Here is a 20,732-nt window from a genome sequence, read left to right on the forward strand (position 1 = left end):
TGACACCCGGCGGCGGGTGCCCGTCCGGAGGAAGGCACCGGCGGTGACTACGATGGGCCAGCCGGTGGCCGTAGGGGCCGCTCGGCGAACCGAACCCTCGGGAAGGCCATGCTGAACAAGTACGCGCGTGCATTCTTCACGCGTGTCCTCACGCCGTTCGCCGCTCTGCTGCTCCGCCTCGGGGTCAGTCCCGACGCGGTCACTCTCATCGGCACGGCCGGAGTGATGGCAGGTGCGCTGGTCTTTTTCCCGATGGGGGAGTTCTTCTGGGGCACGATCGTCATCACGATCTTCGTCTTCTCCGACCTCGTCGACGGCAACATGGCGCGGCAGGCCGGGATCTCCAGCCGGTGGGGCGCGTTCCTCGACTCGACGCTGGACCGGGTCGCCGACGGGGCGATCTTCGCCGGCTTCGCCCTCTGGTACGCGGGCAGCGGTGACGACAACATCCTGTGCGCCGTCGCGATCTTCTGCCTGGCCAGCGGCCAGGTGGTCTCGTACACCAAGGCGCGCGGCGAGTCGATCGGCCTGCCGGTCGCGGTCAACGGCCTGGTGGAGCGCGCCGAGCGGCTGGTCATCTCGCTGGTCGCCGCCGGTCTCGCCGGGCTCCACACGTTCGGTGTCCCCGGTATCGACATCCTGCTGCCGATCGCGCTGTGGATCGTCGCCGCGGGCAGCCTTGTGACGCTGGTCCAGCGCGTGGTGACCGTACGCCGTGAATCCGCCGAGGCGGACGCGGCGGAGGCCACCGCCGGTCCGGCGGACGCGTCCGCCACCGGTTCCGCCGGCCAGGGGAGCGAGGCCGACCGGTGAGCGCCGGCGCGTCCGGCCTGAAGGGCAGGATCACCGACGGGCTGTACGGACTGGGCTGGGGCGCCGTCAAGAAGCTGCCCGAGCCCGCCGCCGCCCGGCTCTTCCGCACCATCGCCGACCAGACCTGGAAGCGGCGCGGCAAGAGCGTCCTGCGCCTGGAGTCCAACCTCGCCCGGGTTGTCCCCGACGCCGGCCCGGAGCGGCTGGCCGAGCTGTCCCGCGCCGGGATGCGCTCCTACATGCGCTACTGGATGGAGTCGTTCCGGCTGCCGACCTGGACCCCGGAGCGCATCAAGGCGAGCATCGACGTCAAGGACACCCACCACCTGACCGAGGGCCTGGACGCCGGGAAAGGCGTAATCATCGCCCTGCCGCACCTGGGCAACTGGGACCTCGCGGGCGCCTGGGTCACCACCGACCTGAAGGTCCCCTTCACCACCGTCGCCGAACGGCTGGAGCCGGCGACGCTCTACGACCGGTTCGTCGCCTACCGCGAGGGCCTGGGCATGGAGGTCCTGCCGCACAGCGGCGGGGCCGCCTTCGGCACCCTGGCCAGGCGGCTGCGCGCGGGCGGCCTGATCTGCCTGGTGGCCGACCGGGACCTGTCCGCGTCCGGCGTCGAGGTGTCGTTCTTCGGCGCCACCGCACGGATGCCCGCGGGCCCGGCGCTGCTCGCCCAGCAGACGGGCGCGCTGCTGATGCCGGTGACCCTCTGGTACGACGGCACACCGGTGATGAAGGCGCGCATCCACCCGGCGGTCGAGGTGCCGCAGGAGGGCACCCGTGCCGAGAAGACCTCCGCCATGACCCAGGCCCTGGCCGACGCCTTCGCCGGCGGTATCGCCGAGCACCCGGAGGACTGGCACATGCTCCAGCGCCTCTGGCTGGACGACCTGGACCCCCGGGGGGAACCCACGTGAAGATCGGCATCGTCTGCCCGTACTCCTGGGACGTACCGGGTGGTGTGCAGTTCCACATCCGGGACCTCGCCGAACACCTGATCCGGCTCGGCCACGAGGTCTCCGTCCTGGCCCCCGCCGACGACGAGACACCGCTGCCGCCGTACGTCGTCTCGGCGGGCCGGGCCGTCCCCGTCCCGTACAACGGCTCCGTCGCCCGGCTGAACTTCGGCTTCCTGTCGGCGGCCCGGGTGCGGCGCTGGCTGCACGACGGCACGTTCGACGTCATCCACATCCACGAGCCGACCTCCCCGTCGCTGGGCCTGCTGGCCTGCTGGGCGGCGCAGGGCCCGATCGTGGCCACCTTCCACACCTCCAACCCGCGCTCCCGGGCGATGATCGCCGCGTATCCGATCCTCCAGCCCGCGCTGGAGAAGATCAGCGCCCGGATCGCGGTCAGCGAGTACGCCCGGCGCACCCTGGTCGAGCACCTCGGCGGGGACGCCGTCGTCATCCCCAACGGCGTCGACGTCGGCTTCTTCGCCAAGGCCGGGCCGAAGGCCGAATGGCAGGGCCAGACCCTCGGCTTCATCGGCCGCATCGACGAACCCCGCAAGGGCCTGCCCGTCCTGATGAAGGCGCTGCCCGCGATCCTCGCCGCCCGCCCCGAGGCCCGGCTGCTGGTCGCCGGGCGCGGCGACGAGGAGGAGGCGGTGGCCTCGCTGCCGAAGGAGCTGCGCGAGCGCGTCGAGTTCCTCGGCATGGTCAGCGACGAGGACAAGGCCCGGCTGCTGCGCAGCGTCGATGTGTACGTCGCCCCCAACACCGGCGGCGAGAGCTTCGGCATCATCCTGGTCGAGGCGCTGTCGGCCGGAGCGCCGGTGCTGGCGAGCGACCTGGACGCCTTCGCGCAGGTGCTGGACCAGGGCGCGGCGGGCGACCTGTTCGCCAACGAGGACGCCGACGCGCTGGCCGCCGCCGCGATCCGGCTGCTGGGCGACCCGGAACGCCGGGCCGGACTGCGCGAGCGCGGCGAGGCCCACGTACGCCGCTTCGACTGGGCGACGGTGGGCGCCGACATCCTCGCGGTGTACGAGACGGTGGCCGACGGGGCCGCCTCGGTCGCGGCGGACGAACGCCCGGGGCTGCGGGCCCGGTTCGGACTCGCACGGGACTGAGCCCCTGGGGCCTCCTGTTGAAGCGGGGGCCTCCGGCGACGGTAGCGTGTGGGCCCGTGACCGTAACCCTCATCGTCTGGATCGTTCTCGCCGTCGTCGCGATCGGCGTGTACCTCAGCTGGACCGCCGGCCGGCTCGACCGCCTGCACTCCCGGATCGACGCCGCCCGTGCCGCCCTCGACGCCCAACTGCTGCGCCGCGCCTCGGTCACCCAGGAGCTGGCCACCTCCGGCGTCCTGGACCCGGCCGCCTCGATCGTCCTGTACGAGGCCGCGCACGCCGCCCGGCAGGCCGAGGAGGACCACCGCGAGGTCGCCGAGAGCGAACTGAGCACCGCCCTGCGCGCCGTCTTCGGCGAACCGGCCCAGGTCGACGCGGTGAAGGAGATCCCCGGCGGCGAGGAGGCCGCCACCGAACTGGCCGCCGCCGTACGCCGCGTCCCCATGGCCCGGCGCTTCCACAACGACGCCGTGCGCGCAGCCCGCGCCCTGCGCCGGCACCGTACGGTCCGGCTCTTCCGGCTGGCCGGGCACGCGCCGTTCCCGCTCGCCTTCGAGATGGACGACGCCCCGCCGGTGGCCCTCGCGGACCGCCCAGGCACCTGAGAAGCGGGCCACAGCACCTGGGAAAGGGGCCCCGGCGCCTGGGCCGGGGAACGATTCAGGGCCAAAACGATCCACGCCCTGTCCATTGGCCCTTGCTGTGGACCGGTCCCACAGCGTTTGCTCGGCGATGCAGTATCCAGCGTCTTTCACCGAGTGAGGTCCCGTGTCCACGCTTCCCAGCACCCCGCAGTCCGCCGAGTACCCCGCCACCGGCACCGCCCGCGTCAAGCGCGGCATGGCCGAGCAGCTCAAGGGCGGCGTGATCATGGACGTCGTCGACGCCGAGCAGGCGAAGATCGCCGAGGACGCGGGCGCCGTGGCCGTCATGGCCCTGGAGCGGGTCCCCGCCGACATCCGCAAGGACGGCGGCGTGGCCCGGATGTCCGACCCCAACATGATCGAGGAGATCATCGGGGCCGTCTCCATCCCCGTCATGGCCAAGTCCCGCATCGGCCACTTCGTCGAGGCCCAGGTGCTCCAGTCCCTCGGCGTCGACTACATCGACGAGTCCGAGGTCCTGACCCCGGCCGACGAGGTCAACCACAGCGACAAGTTCGCCTTCACCACCCCCTTCGTCTGCGGCGCCACCAACCTGGGCGAGGCCCTGCGCCGGATCGCCGAGGGCGCGGCCATGATCCGCTCGAAGGGCGAGGCCGGCACCGGCAACGTCGTCGAGGCCGTCCGCCACCTGCGCCAGATCAAGAACGAGATCGCCCGGCTGCGCGGCTTCGACAACAACGAGCTGTACGCCGCCGCCAAGGACCTGCGCGCCCCGTACGAGCTGGTCAAGGAGGTCGCCGAGCTCGGCAAGCTGCCGGTCGTGCTGTTCTCCGCCGGTGGTGTCGCCACCCCCGCCGACGCCGCGCTGATGCGCCAGCTCGGCGCCGAGGGCGTCTTCGTCGGCTCCGGCATCTTCAAGTCCGGCGACCCGGCCAAGCGCGCCGCCGCCATCGTGAAGGCCACCACCTTCTACGACGACCCGAAGGTCATCGCGGACGCCTCCCGCAACCTGGGCGAGGCCATGGTCGGCATCAACTGCGACACGCTGCCCGAGTCCGAGCGCTACGCCAACCGCGGCTGGTAACCACTGATGAGCGACACCCCCCTGATCGGCGTCCTCGCACTCCAGGGCGACGTACGGGAGCACCTGATCGCCCTGGCCTCGGCGGACGCCGTGGCCAGGCCGGTGAGGCGTCCCGAGGAGCTCGCCGAGGTCGACGGCCTGGTCATCCCGGGCGGCGAGTCCACCACCATGTCCAAACTGGCCGTGCTCTTCGGCATGATGGAGCCGCTGCGCGAGCGGGTCCGGGCCGGGATGCCGGTCTACGGCACCTGCGCCGGAATGATCCTGCTGGCCGAGAAGATCCTCGACCCTTCCCCAAGCTCTCAACTCCGTTCGAGCAGGGGATACCCCATTTCGGGCCAGGAGACCGTCGGCGGCATCGACATGATCGTGCGGCGCAACGCCTTCGGCCGGCAGAACGAGTCGTTCGAGGCGGCGGTCGAGGTCGACGGGATCGACGGCGGCCCCGTCGAGGGCGTGTTCATCCGGGCGCCCTGGGTCGAGTCCGTCGGAGCCGAGGCCGAGGTCATCGCGGAGCACGGCGGCCACATCGTCGCCGTACGGCAGCGAAATGTCCTCGCTACGTCGTTCCATCCCGAACTGACCGGCGATCATCGCGTGCACGCTCTGTTCGTGGACATGGTGCGCGCAGTGAACTGAGCGGACCCCGGTAGGATCTCTCGGGTTCGACTCGATTTTGGTGACGCGAAGGAGAAGGCAGATGTCCGGCCACTCTAAATGGGCTACGACGAAGCACAAGAAGGCCGTGATTGACGCCAAGCGCGGCAAGCTCTTCGCGAAGCTGATCAAGAACATCGAGGTCGCGGCGCGTTCCGGCGGCGTGGACCCCGACGGCAACCCCACGCTCGTCGACGCCATCCAGAAGGCGAAGAAGAGCTCCGTCCCGAACAAGAACATCGACTCCGCGGTCAAGCGCGGCGGCGGTCTCGAAGCGGGCGGCGCCGACTACGAGACGATCATGTACGAGGGTTACGGCCCCAACGGTGTCGCGGTGCTCATCGAGTGCCTCACCGACAACCGCAACCGTGCCGCTTCCGACGTACGTGTCGCGATGACCCGGAACGGCGGCTCGATGGCCGACCCGGGCTCCGTCTCGTACCTGTTCAACCGCAAGGGCGTCGTGATCGTGCCCAAGGGCGAGCTCGGCGAGGACGACGTCCTCGGCGCGGTCCTCGACGCGGGCGCCGAGGAGGTCAACGACCTCGGCGAGACCTTCGAGGTGGTCAGCGAGGCCACCGACATGGTCGCGGTGCGCACCGCGCTCCAGGAGGCGGGCATCGACTACGACTCCGCCGAGGCCAACTTCCTGCCGACCATGCAGGTCGAGCTCGACGAAGAGGGCGCCCGCAAGATCTTCAAGCTCATCGACGCGCTGGAGGACAGCGACGACGTGCAGAACGTCTTCGCCAACTTCGACGTCTCCGACGAGGTCATGGAGAAGGTCGACGCCTGACGGCACGGCCGGCAGGGCGGACAGCACCGTGCGACGGGCCGACGGGGACACACCCCGTCGGCCCGTCGTCTTGTCGGTTGCGACGGATTGTCAGTGCGAGCCGATAGCCTGCGGGAACAGATGAACGAGTGGGTGTCGCGAGCGTCAAGGACAGGGGGGCTCCATGCGGGTTCTGGGTGTTGACCCGGGGCTGACCCGGTGCGGTGTCGGCGTGGTCGAAGGGGTCGCGGGCCGCCCGCTGACCATGATCGGCGTCGGCGTCGTGCGCACCCCGTCCGACGCGGAGCTCGGCGACCGGCTCGTCGCCATCGAGCAGGGCATCGAGCAGTGGCTCGACGAGCACTCCCCGGGTTACGTGGCGGTGGAGCGGGTCTTCGCCCAGCACAACGTCCGTACGGTGATGGGCACCGCCCAGGCCAGCGCGGTCGCCATGCTCTGCGCCGCCCGCCGCGGCATCCCCGTCGCCCTGCACACCCCCAGCGAGGTCAAGGCGGCCGTCACCGGATCCGGCCGTGCGGACAAGGCCCAGATCGGTGCGATGGTGACCCGGCTGCTGCGGCTGGACGCACCGCCCAAACCCGCCGACGCCGCCGACGCCCTGGCCCTGGCCATCTGCCACATCTGGCGCGCCCCCGCACAGAACCGCCTCCAGCAGGCGGTCGCCGCGCACCGCACGTCCGGCGCATCCCGTACGCCCGGGGTTCCCGGCGCATCCCGTACGTCAGGCGCGGCCGGCGCCCCTCGCACGACCGGCACCCCCGGCACGCCCCGCACGCTGAAAGGCCGCACCGCATGATCGCCTTCGTCTCCGGCCCGGTGGCCGCCCTCGCCCCGACCACGGCCGTCATCGAGGTCGGCGGCATCGGCATGGCCGTCCAGTGCACCCCGCACACCCTCGCCGACCTGCGCGTCGGCAAGGAGGCCAAGCTCGCCACCTCGCTGGTCGTCCGCGAGGACTCGCTCACGCTGTACGGCTTCGCGGACGACGACGAGCGGCAGGTGTTCGAGCTGCTCCAGACCGCCAGCGGCGTCGGCCCCCGCCTCGCCCAGGCGATGCTCGCCACCCACAGCCCCGACGCCCTGCGCCTCGCGGTCTCCACCGGCGACGAGAAGGCCCTGACCGCCGTCTCCGGCATCGGGAAGAAGGGTGCCCAGAAGCTGCTCCTGGAGCTCAAGGACCGGCTCGGCGAACCGGTCGGCGCGCACATCGGCCAGCAGGGCATCGGCGCCCCCGTCACCTCCGGCTGGCGCGACCAGCTCCAGGCCGCCCTGATCGGCCTCGGTTACGCGAGCCGCGAGGCCGACGAAGCCGTCAACGCCGTCGCCCCGCAGGCCGAGGCCGCCGTCGCCGCGGGGACGGCACCCCCCGTGCCGCAGCTGCTGAGGGCCGCCCTGCAGACTCTGAACCGCGCACGCTGACCGGCACCGAACCACCGAAGAGGCCCTTGATGAACTGGGACGAGACCGGACCCGAGACCGACGAGCCGACCGGCCCGGTCCTCGACGACCGGCTGGTCGACGCCGGCCATCTCGACGGCGAGGACACCGCGGTCGAGGCGGCCCTGCGCCCCAAGGACCTGGAGGAGTTCGTCGGCCAGGAGAAGGTCCGCGAACAGCTCGACCTGGTCCTCAAGGCCGCCCTCGCCCGCGGTGCCACCGCCGACCATGTGCTGCTCTCCGGCGCCCCCGGCCTCGGCAAGACCACCCTGTCGATGATCATCGCCGCCGAGATGAACGCCCCGATCCGCATCACCTCGGGCCCCGCCATCCAGCACGCCGGCGACCTCGCGGCGATCCTCTCCTCCCTCCAGGAGGGCGAGGTCCTCTTCCTCGACGAGATCCACCGCATGTCCCGGCCCGCCGAGGAGATGCTCTACATGGCGATGGAGGACTTCCGGGTCGACGTCATCGTCGGCAAGGGCCCCGGCGCCACCGCGATCCCCCTCGAACTGCCCCCCTTCACCCTCGTCGGGGCCACCACCCGGGCCGGACTGCTGCCGCCCCCGCTGCGCGACCGCTTCGGCTTCACCGGGCACATGGAGTTCTACGCCCCCGCCGAGCTGGAGCGCGTCATCCACCGATCCGCCCGCCTCCTCGACGTCGGCATCGACGTGGAGGGCGCCGCCGAGATCGCCGGACGCTCCCGCGGCACCCCCCGTATCGCCAACCGCCTGCTGCGCCGCGTCCGCGACTACGCCCAGGTCAAGGCGGACGGCGTGGTCGACCGGAAGATCGCGATGGCGGCCCTCAAGGTGTACGAGGTTGACGCCCGCGGACTCGATCGGCTGGACCGTGCCGTCCTCGGCGCCCTGCTGAAGCTCTTCGGCGGCGGCCCCGTCGGCCTGTCCACGCTGGCGGTCGCCGTGGGGGAGGAGCGGGAGACCGTCGAGGAGGTCGCCGAGCCCTTCCTCGTACGGGAAGGACTGCTGGCCAGGACCCCGCGCGGCCGCGTCGCCACCCCGGCGGCCTGGGCGCATCTGGGACTGGTTCCGCCGCAGCACGGAGCAAAGGGACAACAGGGCCTGTTCGGGGCGTGATGCGTCACAGGTTCGCGTGTACAGGAACCCCGGTGCCATGCTGGGCGTTGTTCCATCGATGCGGACTCGCTTAGACTCCGCCGATGCCGCCCTTACCGGTCGGTGTACCCACCCCCGTATATACAGGCCGCATTCCAGCGCGGTCGTGCGAAGGAATTCCCGTCCCGTGGATATCTTGACTCTCCTCCCCTTCATCGTGCTCATCGGGGCCATGTTCCTGATGACCCGCTCCGCCAAGAAGAAGCAGGCGGCGGCCGCGCAGATGCGCAGCGACATGCAGCCCGGTACCGGCGTCCGGACGATCGGGGGGATGTACGCCACCGTCAAGGAAGTCCACGACGACACCGTTCTCCTCGAGGTCGCCCCCGGCGTGCACGCCATCTACGCGAAGAACTCGATCGGCGCCGTCCTGGACGACGCGGAGTACAACCGCATCGTGCACGGCGACGACCAGGAGCTGGACGCGGACGGCACCGTCGTTCCCGACGACGCCTCCTCGCTGACCGGTGAGCCCGACGACGCCAAGATCGACCTGGTCAAGGGCGACGCCGACGCCGACGACACCGAGGACGCCGCCGTCAAGGACGTCAAGGACGCCAAGGGCGAGGGCAAGACCGACGGCGAGGCCGACTCCAAGTAGTTCTCACGATCCCGGGGACGTCGCACGCCCACCGGCGGGCGGCGTCCCCGGGACCGTGCGGTCGTCTGCGGGGGCAGGGTCCCCACTACACTTCGTGGCCGCTCGGGCGCGTACCCGGCGCGGGGCGGTTGGACAGGGAGAAACGAGAAGGTGGCAGCACCCAAGAAGGGCCGAGGGCCGTCCGGCGGTCAGGGCAGGCCGGGGCGTTCCCTGGCTCTGATCCTCATCGCCATGGTCGCGCTCACCGGCGGGTTGTTCCTGTCCGGGCACACCACGCCCCGGCTGGGCATCGACCTGGCCGGCGGGACGTCGATCACGCTGGAAGCGCAGAACCAGCCCGGCAAGCCGAACGCGATCAACCAGACCAACATGGACACCGCGGTCGGGATCATCGAGCGGCGTGTCAACGGTCTGGGTGTCTCCGAGGCCGAGGTCCAGACCCAGGGCTCGAAGAACATCATCGTCAACATCCCCAAGGGGACGAACTCCAAGCAGGCCCAGGAGCAGGTCGGCACCACCGCCCAGCTCTACTTCCGGCCCGTTCTGGCGGTTCAGGCGAGCGGCCCCGAGGCGCCCGAGCCCTCCGGCTCGGCGACTCCCTCCGGCAGTGCCACCCCGAAGCCCGGCGAGTCCGCCGAGGGTGAGGACAAGGCCAAGGACGAGGACAAGCCCGAGGAGGCCACCGGTTCGGAGGCCACCCCCTCGGCGAGCGCCACCACCCAGGGCCGCGCGGTCACCGGCGCCCTGACGAAGGACGACCCGACCCCCGGCGCCTCCGACAAGCCGAAGCCGTCCGATTCCCCCGAGGCCTCGCCCTCCGCGGACCCGGCCACGGCCAAGCTCCAGGAGGAGTTCGCCAAGCTCGACTGCACCGACCCCAAGCAGCGGACCGAGGCCGGCAAGAACGCCAAGCCCACCGACTCGATCGTCGCCTGCGGTTCGAACGTCCCGGGCAGCTACGAAAAGTATGTGCTCGGCCCGGCCGAGGTCTCCGGCAGCGACGTCGACGACGCCAAGGGCGCCATCGAGCAGCAGACCGGCGAGTGGATCGTGTCGATGGAGTTCACCTCCAAGGGCGCGAAGAAGTTCCAGACGATCACCAGCCGGCTCTCGCAGCAGCAGCCGCCGATGAACCAGTTCGCGATCGTCCTCGACGGCGAGGTCGTCTCCGCCCCCTCGGTGCGCACGGCGCTCAGCAAGAACGCCCAGATCTCCGGCAGCTTCGACCAGCAGTCGGCCGAGGACCTCGGCAACATCCTGTCCTACGGTGCACTCCCGCTGACCTTCAAGGAGGTCAGCGTCACCACGGTGACCGCGGCGCTCGGCAGCGAGCAGCTCCAGGCGGGCCTGATCGCCGGTGCGATCGGTCTGGCGCTGGTCATCATCTACCTGGTCGTCTACTACCGGGGTCTCGCGTTCATCGCGCTGCTCAGCCTGCTGGTCTCCGGCCTCCTGACGTACGCGATCATGGCCTTGCTGGGCCCGGCCATCGGCTTCGCGCTGAACCTCCCGGCGGTCTGCGGCGCCATCGTCGCCATCGGCATCACAGCGGACTCCTTCATCGTCTACTTCGAACGCGTCAGAGACGAGATCCGCGAGGGACGCACGCTCCGTCCGGCCATCGAGCGCGCCTGGCCGCGTGCCCGGCGCACCATCCTGGTCTCCGACTTCGTGTCGTTCCTGGCCGCCGCGGTGCTCTTCATCGTCACCGTCGGCAAGGTGCAGGGCTTCGCCTTCACGCTCGGCCTCACCACGCTCCTCGACGTCGTCGTGGTGTTCCTCTTCACCAAGCCCCTGATGACGCTCATGGGCCGGACGAAGTTCTTCTCCAAGGGCGGTCCGTGGTCCGGTCTGGACCCGAAGCGGCTCGGTGCCCAGCCGCCGTTGCGCCGCACGCGCCGTGTCAACGCCCCCACCGAACCGAAGGAGGCGTGAGATGTCGCGACTCGGCAATCTCGGCGCCCGGCTCTACCGCGGCGAGGTCGGCTACGACTTCATCCGCAACCGCAAGATCTGGTACGGCATCTCGATACTGATCACCATCACGGCGATCATCGGCGTGGCGGTCGGCGGCCTCCGCATGGGCATCGAGTTCAAGGGCGGCGCGGTCTTCACGACCGACACCAAGGCCCAGATCTCGACCTCCCAGGCCACGGACGTGGCGACCGAGGCCTCCGGGCACCAGGCCATCGTCCAGGAGCTCGGCAACGGCGGTCTGCGTATCCAGATCACCGAGGTCGACACCGCCAAGGCCAACGAGATCAAGGAGACCCTCTCCGACGAGCTCGGCATCCCGGCCAACGACATCAACGCGGACCTGGTCGGCCCCAGCTGGGGTGAGCAGATCGCCAACAAGGCGTGGACCGGTCTCGGGGTCTTCATGATCCTGGTGGTGATCTATCTGGCCATCGCCTTCGAGTGGCGGATGGCCGTCGCCGCCCTCATCGCGCTGATCCACGACATCACCATCACGGTCGGTGTCTACGCCCTGGTCGGCTTCGAGGTCACCCCGGGCACGGTGATCGGTCTGCTGACCATTCTCGGTTACTCCCTGTACGACACGGTGGTGGTCTTCGACAGCCTCAAGGAGGGCCAGAAGGACATCACCAAGCAGACCCGCTTCACGTACAGCGAGATCGCCAACCGGTCGATCAACAGCACGCTCGTCCGCTCCATCAACACCACGGTGGTGGCGCTCCTGCCGGTGGCCGGTCTGCTGTTCATCGGCGGCGGCGTCCTCGGCGCGGGCATGCTGAACGACATCTCGCTGTCGCTGTTCGTCGGTCTCGCCGCCGGCGCCTACTCCTCGATCTTCATCGCCACGCCGCTCGTCGCCGACCTCAAGGAACGCGACCCGCAGATGAAGGCCCTGAAGAAGCGGGTCCTGGCCAAGCGGGCCGCCGCGGCCGCCAAGGGCGAGTCGCCCGACGACGACGGCCCCCAGGACGCACTGGACAGCGCCGAGACCGCGGGCACGGCGATCGGCCGCCCCCGGTCGCACCGCACCCCCGGGAAGCGCTGAGCGATGACGAGCACCACCGAATCCACCAGGGAGCTGCTGCTCAGCCGGATCCGCGATGTCGCGGACTACCCGAAGCCGGGCGTGATGTTCAAGGACATCACCCCGCTGCTCGCGGACCCGGTGGCCTTCACGGCGCTCACCGACGCCCTCGCGGAGCTGTGCGTACGGCACGGCGCCACGAAGATCGTCGGGCTGGAGGCCCGCGGCTTCATCCTGGCCGCGCCCGTCGCGGTCCGGGCGGGCATCGGCTTCATCCCGGTCCGCAAGGCAGGGAAGCTCCCCGGAGCCACGCTGAGCCAGTCCTACGAGCTGGAGTACGGCAGCGCGGAGATCGAGATCCACGCCGAGGACCTCGACGCCGACGACCGGGTCATGGTCATCGACGACGTCCTCGCCACCGGTGGCACCGCCGAGGCCTCACTGGAGCTCATCCGGCGGGCCGGCGCCCGGGTCGCGGGCGTCGCGGTCCTCATGGAGCTCGGCTTCCTCGCGGGCCGGGCCCGCCTGGAGCCGGGTCTCGCCGGAGCGCCGCTGGAGGCGCTGATCACGGTCTGAGCCGCCGATCGGCGTCCGGCGACGGACACCACGCACGAGGGACGGACACCACGCACGAGGGACGGGCACCCGGGAACAACCGGGTGCCCGTCCCTCGTTGTGCGGGCTCCCACCGTCCCCGGGAGAGGTCCCGCCGGGGGATCGATACCATGGGCTCTCCGGGTACCCCGGATCCGCACGAGGAGCGCTCTTGCCAGACGAGGCCCAGTCAGCCGCCGCCCCGCAGCCCGACAAGCCCGTGGCGGCCCCCGCCACGCCGCAGAAGGCCGCGCCCTCGAACGCGCCGAAGCCCGCGCCCCCCGAGCCCGCAGCCGACGCCGTGCGCCCCCCTGAGGCCGTGAAGCCCGCCGAGCCGGCCGCTCCGGCCAAGCCCGCCGAGCCCACCGCTCCGGCCAAGCCCGCGGCCCCCGAGGCCCCGAAACCGGCCGTGACCGACAGCCCGGCGCAGCCTCCGGCCAGGAAACCGGCCGCCGCCGCGCCCAAACCCCCGCCGCCCGGACCCCCCGCGAAGGCCGGAGCCTCCACCGGGTCCGCCTCCCGCAGCGGCGGCTCGTCCAACCGGGTACGGGCCCGCCTCGCCCGACTGGGCGTACAGCGCTCCAGCCCGTACAACCCGGTCCTGGAACCCCTCCTGCGTACGGTCCGGGGCAACGACCCCAAGATCGAGACGGCCACGCTCCGCCAGATCGAGAAGGCCTACCAGGTCGCCGAACGCTGGCACCGGGGCCAGAAGCGCAAGAGCGGCGACCCCTACATCACCCACCCGCTGGCCGTCACCACGATCCTCGCCGAGCTCGGCATGGATCCGGCGACCTTGATGGCGGGCCTGCTGCACGACACCGTCGAGGACACCGAGTACGGCCTGGACACCCTCAAGCGCGACTTCGGCGACCAGGTCGCCCTGCTCGTGGACGGCGTCACCAAGCTGGACAAGGTCAAGTTCGGCGAGGCCGCGCAGGCCGAGACCGTACGCAAGATGGTCGTCGCCATGGCCAAGGACCCCCGGGTCCTGGTCATCAAGCTCGCCGACCGCCTGCACAACATGCGCACCATGCGCTATCTCAAGCGGGAGAAGCAGGAGAAGAAGGCCCGCGAGACGCTGGAGATCTACGCCCCGCTGGCGCACCGGCTGGGCATGAACACCATCAAGTGGGAGCTGGAGGACCTCGCCTTCGCGATCCTCTACCCCAAGATGTACGACGAGATCGTCCGCCTCGTCGCCGAGCGGGCCCCCAAGCGCGACGAATACCTCGCCATAGTGACCGACGAGGTGCAGTCCGACCTGCGCGCCGCCCGCATCAAGGCCACCGTCACCGGCCGCCCCAAGCACTACTACAGCGTCTACCAGAAGATGATCGTGCGAGGCCGCGACTTCGCCGAGATCTACGACCTGGTCGGCATCCGCGTCCTCGTCGACACGGTCCGCGACTGCTACGCGGCGCTCGGCACCGTCCACGCCCGGTGGAACCCGGTGCCCGGGCGGTTCAAGGACTACATCGCGATGCCGAAGTTCAACATGTACCAGTCGCTGCACACCACGGTGATCGGTCCCAGCGGCAAGCCCGTCGAGCTCCAGATCCGTACGTTCGACATGCACCGCCGCGCCGAGTACGGCATCGCCGCGCACTGGAAGTACAAGCAGGAGGCCGTCGCGGGCGCCTCCAAGGTGCGCACCGACATCCCCAAGAACACCGGCCGCGGCCAGGACACCGTCAACGACATGGCGTGGCTGCGCCAGCTCCTGGACTGGCAGAAGGAGACCGAGGACCCCAGCGAGTTCCTGGAGTCCCTGCGCTTCGACCTCTCGCGCAACGAGGTCTTCGTCTTCACGCCGAAGGGCGACGTGATAGCGCTGCCGGCCGGCGCGACCCCCGTCGACTTCGCGTACGCCGTCCACACCGAGGTCGGCCACCGGACCATAGGAGCACGCGTCAACGGGCGGCTCGTCCCGCTCGAATCGACGCTCGACAACGGCGACCTGGTCGAGGTCTTCACCTCCAAGGCGGCCGGCGCCGGACCCTCCCGGGACTGGCTCGGCTTCGTCAAGTCGCCGCGCGCCCGCAACAAGATCCGCGCCTGGTTCTCCAAGGAGCGCCGCGACGAGGCCATCGAGCAGGGCAAGGACGCCATCGCGCGCGCCATGCGCAAGCAGAACCTGCCGATCCAGCGCATCCTCACCGGCGACTCGCTGGTCACCCTCGCCCACGAGATGCGCTACCCGGACATCTCCTCGCTGTACGCGGCGATCGGCGAGGGCCATGTCGCGGCGGCGGGTGTCGTACAGAAGCTGGTGCAGGCGCTCGGCGGCCATGACGAGGCCAACGAGGACCTCGCCGAGTCCACCCCGCCCTCGCACGGCGGCCGCAGCAAGCGCCGCGCCAACGCGGACCCCGGCGTCGTCGTCAAGGGCGTCGAGGACGTCTGGGTCAAGCTGGCCCGCTGCTGTACGCCCGTCCCCGGCGACCCGATCATCGGCTTCGTCACCCGGGGCAGCGGCGTCTCCGTGCACCGCGCCGACTGCGTCAACGTGGAGTCGCTCTCGCAGCAGCCCGAGCGGATCCTCGAAGTGGAATGGGCGCCCACCCAGTCCTCGGTCTTCCTGGTCGCCATCCAGGTCGAGGCGCTGGACCGCTCCCGGCTGCTCTCCGACGTCACCCGGATCCTCTCCGACCAGCACGTCAACATCCTGTCGGCGGCCGTCCAGACCTCCCGCGACCGGGTGGCCACCTCGCGCTTCACCTTCGAGATGGGCGACCCCAAGCACCTGGGGCACGTCCTGAAGGCCGTACGCGGCGTGGAGGGCGTCTACGACGTCTACCGGGTCACCTCGGCCCGCAGGCCGTAGCGGCGGACAACGGAGGAGGGCCCCGGTACGCGATGCGTACCGGGGCCCTCTGACAGCCGTATCAGCCGCCGAACTCCTCCAGGCCCTTGAGCGCCTGGTCCAGCAGCGCCTGCCGGCCCTCCAGCTCCTTGGCCAGCTTGTCCGCGCGGGCGTTGTTGCCCTGGGCGCGAGCCGTGTCGATCTGGCCGCGCAGCTTGTCCACGGCGGCCTGGAGCTGACCGGTCAGACCCGCGGCGCGGGCCCGCGCCTCCGGGTTCGTCCGGCGCCACTCCGACTCCTCGGACTCCTGGAGCGCCCGCTCCACCGCCTGCATCCGGCCCTCGACCTTCGGGCGGGCGTCACGCGGTACGTGCCCGATGGCCTCCCAGCGCTCGTTGATGCCCCTGAAGGTGGCCCGGGCCGCCTTCAGGTCCTTCACCGGCACCAGCTTCTCGGCCTCGGCGGCGAGCTCCTCCTTGAGCTTGAGGTTCTCGCCCTGCTCGGCGTCCCGCTCCGCGAAGACCTCGCTGCGGGCGGCGAAGAAGACGTCCTGGGCGCCGCGGAAGCGGTTCCACAGGTCGTCCTCGGACTCGCGCTGGGCGCGGCCCGCCGCCTTCCACTCGGTCATCAGGTCGCGGTAGCGCGCGGCCGTGGTCACCCAGTCCGTGGAGCCGGACAGCGCCTCGGCCTCGGTGACCAGCTTCTCCTTGGCCTTGCGGGCGTCCTCGCGCTGGGCGTCCAGCGCGGCGAAGTGCGCCTTGCGCCGCTTGGAGAACGCCGAGCGGGCGTGCGAGAAGCGGTGCCACAGCTCGTCGTCCGACTTGCGGTCGAGGCGGGGGAGACCCTTCCAGGTGTCCACCAGCGCCCGCAGCCGCTCACCGGCCGACCGCCACTGCTCGCTCTGCGCCAGCTCCTCCGCCTCGGCGACCAGCGCCTCCTTGGCGTGCTTGGCCTCGTCGGTCTGCTTGGCCTTGAGGATCTTGCGCTCCTCGCGCCGCGCCTCGACCGTCGCGACGAGCGCGTCCAGCCGCTTGCGCAGCGCGTCGAGGTCGCCCACCGCGTGGTGCTCGTCGACCTGCTGCCGCAGATGGCCGATCGCCGTCGTCGCGTCCTTCGCCGACAGATCGGTGGTCTTCACCCGCCGTTCGAGGAGGCCGATCTCGACCACAATGCCGTCGTACTTGCGCTCGAAATAAGCCAGAGCCTCCTCGGGGGAACCGGCCTGCCACGATCCGACGACCTGCTCGCCCTCGGCTGTACGCACGTACACGGTGCCCGTCTCGTCGACGCGGCCCCACGGGTCGCTGCTCACAGCGCCTCCTCCACCTGATGCCTGCGAGGGGGTTCGCCCCCCGGGCATCGTCCACAGTTTCCTGGGGCGGGCCTCGCCCGCCCTGCACAACGCCAATCTAGGCGACCGGCCACCCGGCTGTCCGCACTCCGCGCGGCCGAAATTCTCCGCTCCGGCCCGGGCAGCTCCCCGCCCCGCCGGTGGCCGCCCGGCCGGTCGCCGTCCCCGCCGGTTCAGTCCTTCTCGACCGAAGCCTTCTCGACCGTCACGGCCTTCTTCGGGGCGCCGTCGCCCGCGCCGCCCTCGACACCGGCCTCGCCGACCTTCTGGACGGCCTTCAGCGAGGCGTCGTCCATCGTGCCGAACGGGGTGTAGGTGGGCGGGAGCTTCGTCTCCTTGTAGACCAGGAAGAACTGGCTGCCGCCGGAGTCGGGCTGGCCGGTATTGGCCATCGCCACCGTGCCCGGGGGGAAGGACACCGTGCCGTCGGCGCCCGCCTTGCCGAGCGCGTCCAGGTTCTCGTCCGGGATGTTGTAGCCCGGGCCGCCCGTGCCGTCGCCCTTCGGGTCGCCGCACTGGAGCACGAAGATGCCCTGGGTGGTCAGCCGGTGGCACTTGGTGTCGTCGAAGTAGCCCTTGTCGGCGAGCGCCTTGAAGGAGTTCGCCGTCTCCGGGGTCTTCGCCGCGTCCATCGAGAACGCGATGTCGCCCTGGCTCGTCTTGAGCGACATCGTGTACTTCGCCTTTTTGTCGATCTTCATCGGCGGCGTGGGAGCCTTGCTCTCACTCTCCGAAGGCTCCGGAGCGGGGCTCTGGCTGGAGGCGGCGTCGCTCTTCTTGTCCTTGTCGTCGTCCTTGCCCGACACGACGAACGCGCTCACGCCCACGACGGCGACCACGGCCACCGAGGCCGCGACGATCGCGGTGATGCGCCTGGTCCTGCGGCGGGCCTCCTCCCGGCGCTTCTGCTGGCGCTCGAACTTTTCCCGGGCGAGCTGCCGCCGCCGCTGTTCGCTGCTGGACACCGGTTGGGCTCCTTGTTACGTCGTGAAATGAGGGCCTGAGTTGCCCGTACCGTATATGGGTTACCTGTGTCATGAGGAGCGCCGGTAGGCTCTGATCTGCTGCATCCTTTTCTGCGGCCGCATCCTCCGGACGAACATTAAGGACGATCGTGCTCATTGCCGGGTTCCCCGCCGGGGCCTGGGGGACCAATTGCTACCTGGTCGCCCCCGCCGCCGGTGAGGAGTGCGTGATCATCGACCCGGGCCACCAGGCCGCCCAGGGCGTCGAGGAAACGCTGAAGAAGCATCGGCTCAAGCCCGTCGCCGTCGTGCTCACCCACGGCCATATCGACCATGTCGCCTCGGTCGTCCCCGTCTGCGGCGCCCACGACGTCCCCGCCTGGATCCACCCCGAGGACCGCTACATGATGAGCGACCCGGAGAAGGCGCTCGGCCGCTCGATCGGGATGCCGCTCATGGGCGAGCTGACCGTGGGGGAGCCGGACGACGTCAAGGAGCTGACCGACGGCTCGCGGCTGACCCTGGCGGGTCTGGAGTTCGGCATCTCGCATGCGCCCGGCCATACCAAGGGGTCGGTGACGTTCGGGATGCCCGAGGCCGCGGATATTCCGCCGGTCCTCTTCTCGGGCGACCTGCTCTTCGCCGGCTCCGTCGGACGCACCGACCTGCCCGGCGGCGACCACGCCGAGCTGCTCGAGTCGCTGGCCCGCGTGTGCCTGCCGCTCGACGACTCGACCGTGGTGCTGTCCGGCCACGGCCCCCAGACGACCATCGGCCGCGAGCGCGCCTCCAACCCGTTCCTGAACGGTCTGGACGCGGCGCCGCGCCGAGGAATGTAGACGAGAGACGTAATCGTGAGCACCTTTCAGGCCCCCAAGGGCACGTACGACCTGACCCCGCCCCGTTCCGCGACGTTCCTCGCGGTGCGCGAGGCCATCGCGGCCCCGCTGCGCGACTCGGGCTACGGCTACATCGAGACGCCCGGCTTCGAGAACGTCGAGCTCTTCGCGCGCGGTGTCGGCGAGTCCACCGACATCGTCACCAAGGAGATGTACACCCTCACCACCAAGGGCGGCGACCAGCTGGCCCTGCGCCCCGAGGGCACCGCGTCCGTGCTGCGCGCCGCCCTGGAGGCCAACCTCCACAAGGCGGGCAACCTCCCCGTCAAGCTCTGGTACTCCGGCTCGTACTACCGCTACGAGCGCCCGCAGGCGGGCCGCTACCGCCACTTCTCGCAGGTCGGCGCCGAGGCCATCGGCACCGAGGACCCGGTCCTGGACGCCGAGCTGATCATCCTCGCCGACCAGGCGTACCGCTCGCTGGGCCTGCGCCAGTTCCGCATCCTGCTGAACTCGCTGGGCGACAAGGAGTGCCGCCCGGTCTACCGCGAGGCGCTCCAGACCTTCCTGCGCGACCTCGACCTCGACGAGGAGACCCGCCGCCGCATCGAGATCAACCCGCTGCGCGTCCTGGACGACAAGCGGGCCGATGTACAGAAGCAGCTCACCGACGCCCCGAAGCTCCGCGACTATCTGTGCGACGCGTGCAAGGCGTACCACGAGGAGGTCCGGGCGCTCCTCACGGCCGCCGGTGTGGTCTTCGAGGACGACGAGAAGCTGGTGCGCGGCCTCGACTACTACACCCGCACGACCTTCGAGTTCGTCCACGACGGTCTCGGCTCGCAGTCTGCGGTGGGCGGCGGCGGCCGCTACGACGGCCTCTCCGAGATGATCGGCGGCCCCGAGCTGCCGTCCGTCGGCTGGGCGCTCGGCGTGGACCGCACGGTCCTCGCGCTGGAGGCCGAGGGCATCGAGCTCGACCTGCCCTTCACCACCAGCGTGTACGCGGTCCCGCTCGGCGAGGAGGCCCGCCGGGTGCTGTTCGGCGTCGTCACCGGGCTGCGCCGCGCGGGGATCGCCGCCGACTTCGCGTTCGGCGGCCGCGGCCTGAAGGGCGCGATGAAGAGCGCCAACCGCTCGGGCGCGCGCTACACCCTGGTGGCGGGCGAGCGCGATCTCGCCGAGGGCGTCGTCCAGCTCAAGGACATGGAGTCCGGCGAGCAGAACGCGGTGCCGCTGACCGAGGTCGCGGCGGAGCTGGCCAAGCGCCTCGGCTGACAGCGAGCCGTGAACGGGCGCGGGCGGCAGGACTCCAGGTCCTGCCGCCCGCGCCTTTTCCGTCCGCTCACAGCAGCCCATGACGCATCGCCCCGGTCACCGCGGCGGTCCGGTCGCTGACGCCCAGCTTGCCGAAGACCCGCAGCAGATGGGTCTTCACCGTCGACTCGCCGATGAACAGCCGCCGCCCGATCTCCGCGTTGGTGCACCCCTCCGCCACCAGCCGCAGCACCTGCGTCTCACGCTCCGAGAGCCGGGGCAGCTCCGGCACTTCGCGCAACTGGTCCACCAGCCGGGTCGCCACCGTCGGCGCGAGCACGGTCTCGCCCCGGGCCGCGGCCCGGATCGCGTCCGCCAGCTCCGCCCGGCCCAGGTCCTTGAGCAGATAGCCGGACGCGCCCGCCTCCACCGCGCGCAGGATGTCGCTGTCGCTCTCGTACGTGGTCAGCACGACGACCCGGCCCGGCAGCCCGGCCGCCCGGATCCGGCGGATCGACTCGACGCCCCCGCCGCCCGGCATCCGCAGGTCCATCAGCACGATGTCCGGCAGCAGTTCGGCGCAGAGCGCCTCGGCGCGCGGACCGCTGGACGCCTCACCCACGACCTCCAGGTCCGGCTCGGCATCCAGCATCCCGCGCAGCCCCTCCCGTACGACGGGGTGGTCGTCGGCCAGCAGGACTCGGATCATC

The 20,732-nt window shown here is 70.8% G+C and carries 20 protein-coding genes; 17 read left to right on the forward strand and 3 right to left on the reverse strand.

Annotation, left to right across the window (positions count from 1 at the left end; translation table 11 throughout):
• Window positions 1-108: 108 nt before the first annotated feature.
• From pgsA to ACIQPT_RS30765, 15 genes are all read left to right on the forward strand, one after another.
• Window positions 109-813 carry a phosphatidylinositol phosphate synthase gene (pgsA, locus tag ACIQPT_RS30695; RefSeq protein ID WP_401160578.1) on the forward strand — a complete coding sequence of 235 codons (705 nt, stop codon included), beginning with the start codon at window positions 109-111 and terminating at the stop codon, window positions 811-813.
• The gene (locus ACIQPT_RS30700; RefSeq protein ID WP_401160580.1) at window positions 810-1,733 is read left to right on the forward strand and encodes a phosphatidylinositol mannoside acyltransferase; all 924 of its coding nucleotides are present in this window, start codon (window positions 810-812) and stop codon (window positions 1,731-1,733) included. Before pgsA ends, ACIQPT_RS30700 begins: the two co-directional genes overlap by 4 nt.
• Window positions 1,730-2,890 (forward strand): glycosyltransferase family 4 protein, encoded by a 1,161-nt coding sequence (locus ACIQPT_RS30705; RefSeq protein WP_401160582.1) that lies wholly within the window; start codon window positions 1,730-1,732, stop codon window positions 2,888-2,890. Before ACIQPT_RS30700 ends, ACIQPT_RS30705 begins: the two co-directional genes overlap by 4 nt.
• Window positions 2,891-2,946: 56 nt before the next feature.
• On the forward strand, window positions 2,947-3,495 hold the full coding sequence (locus tag ACIQPT_RS30710) for a hypothetical protein (protein ID WP_401160583.1): 549 nt from the start codon (window positions 2,947-2,949) through the stop codon (window positions 3,493-3,495).
• Between the two features lie 163 nt (window positions 3,496-3,658).
• A complete protein-coding gene (pdxS, locus tag ACIQPT_RS30715; RefSeq protein ID WP_018960500.1) occupies window positions 3,659-4,579 on the forward strand; it encodes a pyridoxal 5'-phosphate synthase lyase subunit PdxS in 921 nt (306 codons plus the stop codon).
• 6 nt (window positions 4,580-4,585) lie between these two features.
• Complete coding sequence (gene pdxT / locus ACIQPT_RS30720) at window positions 4,586-5,218, forward strand: pyridoxal 5'-phosphate synthase glutaminase subunit PdxT (RefSeq protein ID WP_401160585.1); 633 nt, start codon at window positions 4,586-4,588, stop codon at window positions 5,216-5,218.
• 61 nt (window positions 5,219-5,279) lie between these two features.
• On the forward strand, window positions 5,280-6,032 hold the full coding sequence (locus ACIQPT_RS30725; RefSeq protein WP_026242063.1) for a YebC/PmpR family DNA-binding transcriptional regulator: 753 nt from the start codon (window positions 5,280-5,282) through the stop codon (window positions 6,030-6,032).
• A gap of 163 nt (window positions 6,033-6,195) precedes the next feature.
• On the forward strand, window positions 6,196-6,828 hold the full coding sequence (ruvC, locus tag ACIQPT_RS30730) for a crossover junction endodeoxyribonuclease RuvC (protein ID WP_401160587.1): 633 nt from the start codon (window positions 6,196-6,198) through the stop codon (window positions 6,826-6,828).
• On the forward strand, window positions 6,825-7,451 hold the full coding sequence (ruvA, locus tag ACIQPT_RS30735) for a Holliday junction branch migration protein RuvA (RefSeq protein ID WP_401160589.1): 627 nt from the start codon (window positions 6,825-6,827) through the stop codon (window positions 7,449-7,451). Before ruvC ends, ruvA begins: the two co-directional genes overlap by 4 nt.
• 29 nt (window positions 7,452-7,480) lie before the next feature.
• Window positions 7,481-8,569 (forward strand): Holliday junction branch migration DNA helicase RuvB, encoded by a 1,089-nt coding sequence (gene ruvB, locus ACIQPT_RS30740; protein WP_401160591.1) that lies wholly within the window; start codon window positions 7,481-7,483, stop codon window positions 8,567-8,569.
• Between the two features lie 166 nt (window positions 8,570-8,735).
• A complete protein-coding gene (gene yajC / locus ACIQPT_RS30745) occupies window positions 8,736-9,209 on the forward strand; it encodes a preprotein translocase subunit YajC (protein ID WP_401160593.1) in 474 nt (157 codons plus the stop codon).
• 150 nt (window positions 9,210-9,359) lie between these two features.
• Window positions 9,360-11,144, forward strand: a complete 1,785-nt coding sequence (gene secD, locus ACIQPT_RS30750; protein ID WP_401160595.1) for a protein translocase subunit SecD — start codon at window positions 9,360-9,362, stop codon at window positions 11,142-11,144.
• A gap of 1 nt (window position 11,145) precedes the next feature.
• Window positions 11,146-12,231: a protein translocase subunit SecF gene (secF, locus tag ACIQPT_RS30755; RefSeq protein ID WP_401160597.1), complete on the forward strand. Its 1,086-nt coding sequence runs from the start codon at window positions 11,146-11,148 to the stop codon at window positions 12,229-12,231.
• A 3-nt stretch (window positions 12,232-12,234) separates the two neighbouring features.
• Complete coding sequence (locus ACIQPT_RS30760; protein ID WP_401160598.1) at window positions 12,235-12,786, forward strand: adenine phosphoribosyltransferase; 552 nt, start codon at window positions 12,235-12,237, stop codon at window positions 12,784-12,786.
• A gap of 190 nt (window positions 12,787-12,976) precedes the next feature.
• The gene (locus ACIQPT_RS30765; protein ID WP_401160599.1) at window positions 12,977-15,631 is read left to right on the forward strand and encodes a RelA/SpoT family protein; all 2,655 of its coding nucleotides are present in this window, start codon (window positions 12,977-12,979) and stop codon (window positions 15,629-15,631) included.
• Window positions 15,632-15,692: 61 nt separating this feature from the next.
• On the opposite strand, the gene ACIQPT_RS30770 is transcribed toward ACIQPT_RS30765, so the two are convergent.
• Both ACIQPT_RS30770 and ACIQPT_RS30775 read right to left on the reverse strand, forming a co-directional pair.
• Window positions 15,693-16,922 (reverse strand): DUF349 domain-containing protein, encoded by a 1,230-nt coding sequence (locus ACIQPT_RS30770; RefSeq protein WP_401160601.1) that lies wholly within the window; start codon window positions 16,920-16,922, stop codon window positions 15,693-15,695.
• Window positions 16,923-17,134: 212 nt separating this feature from the next.
• Complete coding sequence (locus ACIQPT_RS30775; protein WP_401160603.1) at window positions 17,135-17,926, reverse strand: peptidylprolyl isomerase; 792 nt, start codon at window positions 17,924-17,926, stop codon at window positions 17,135-17,137.
• Between the two features lie 149 nt (window positions 17,927-18,075).
• On the opposite strand from ACIQPT_RS30775, the gene ACIQPT_RS30780 reads away from it, so the two are divergent.
• Both ACIQPT_RS30780 and hisS read left to right on the forward strand, forming a co-directional pair.
• Window positions 18,076-18,765 (forward strand): MBL fold metallo-hydrolase, encoded by a 690-nt coding sequence (locus ACIQPT_RS30780; protein WP_401160605.1) that lies wholly within the window; start codon window positions 18,076-18,078, stop codon window positions 18,763-18,765.
• A gap of 15 nt (window positions 18,766-18,780) precedes the next feature.
• Complete coding sequence (gene hisS / locus ACIQPT_RS30785; RefSeq protein ID WP_401160607.1) at window positions 18,781-20,043, forward strand: histidine--tRNA ligase; 1,263 nt, start codon at window positions 18,781-18,783, stop codon at window positions 20,041-20,043.
• Window positions 20,044-20,110: 67 nt separating this feature from the next.
• Here hisS and ACIQPT_RS30790 read toward each other — a convergent pair whose 3' ends face one another.
• A complete protein-coding gene (locus ACIQPT_RS30790) occupies window positions 20,111-20,731 on the reverse strand; it encodes a response regulator (protein WP_401160609.1) in 621 nt (206 codons plus the stop codon).
• Window position 20,732: the final 1 nt, after the last annotated feature.

This window comes from Streptomyces sp. NPDC091289 (assembly GCF_044757365.1).
Taxonomy (GTDB): Bacteria; Actinomycetota; Actinomycetes; order Streptomycetales; family Streptomycetaceae; genus Streptomyces.

What these genes read in the sequence shown, in the direction of transcription:
- pgsA (WP_401160578.1), top strand. Translation starts at nt 109, where the DNA reads ATGCTGAACAAGTACGCGCGTGCATTCTTCACGCGTGTCCTCACGCCG.
- pdxT (WP_401160585.1), top strand. Translation starts at nt 4,586, where the DNA reads ATGAGCGACACCCCCCTGATCGGCGTCCTCGCACTCCAGGGCGACGTA.
- ACIQPT_RS30725 (WP_026242063.1), top strand. Translation starts at nt 5,280, where the DNA reads ATGTCCGGCCACTCTAAATGGGCTACGACGAAGCACAAGAAGGCCGTG.
- ruvC (WP_401160587.1), top strand. Translation starts at nt 6,196, where the DNA reads ATGCGGGTTCTGGGTGTTGACCCGGGGCTGACCCGGTGCGGTGTCGGC.
- ruvA (WP_401160589.1), top strand. Translation starts at nt 6,825, where the DNA reads ATGATCGCCTTCGTCTCCGGCCCGGTGGCCGCCCTCGCCCCGACCACG.
- ruvB (WP_401160591.1), top strand. Translation starts at nt 7,481, where the DNA reads ATGAACTGGGACGAGACCGGACCCGAGACCGACGAGCCGACCGGCCCG.
- secF (WP_401160597.1), top strand. Translation starts at nt 11,146, where the DNA reads ATGTCGCGACTCGGCAATCTCGGCGCCCGGCTCTACCGCGGCGAGGTC.
- ACIQPT_RS30760 (WP_401160598.1), top strand. Translation starts at nt 12,235, where the DNA reads ATGACGAGCACCACCGAATCCACCAGGGAGCTGCTGCTCAGCCGGATC.
- ACIQPT_RS30790 (WP_401160609.1), bottom strand. Translation starts at nt 20,731, where the DNA reads ATGATCCGAGTCCTGCTGGCCGACGACCACCCCGTCGTACGGGAGGGG.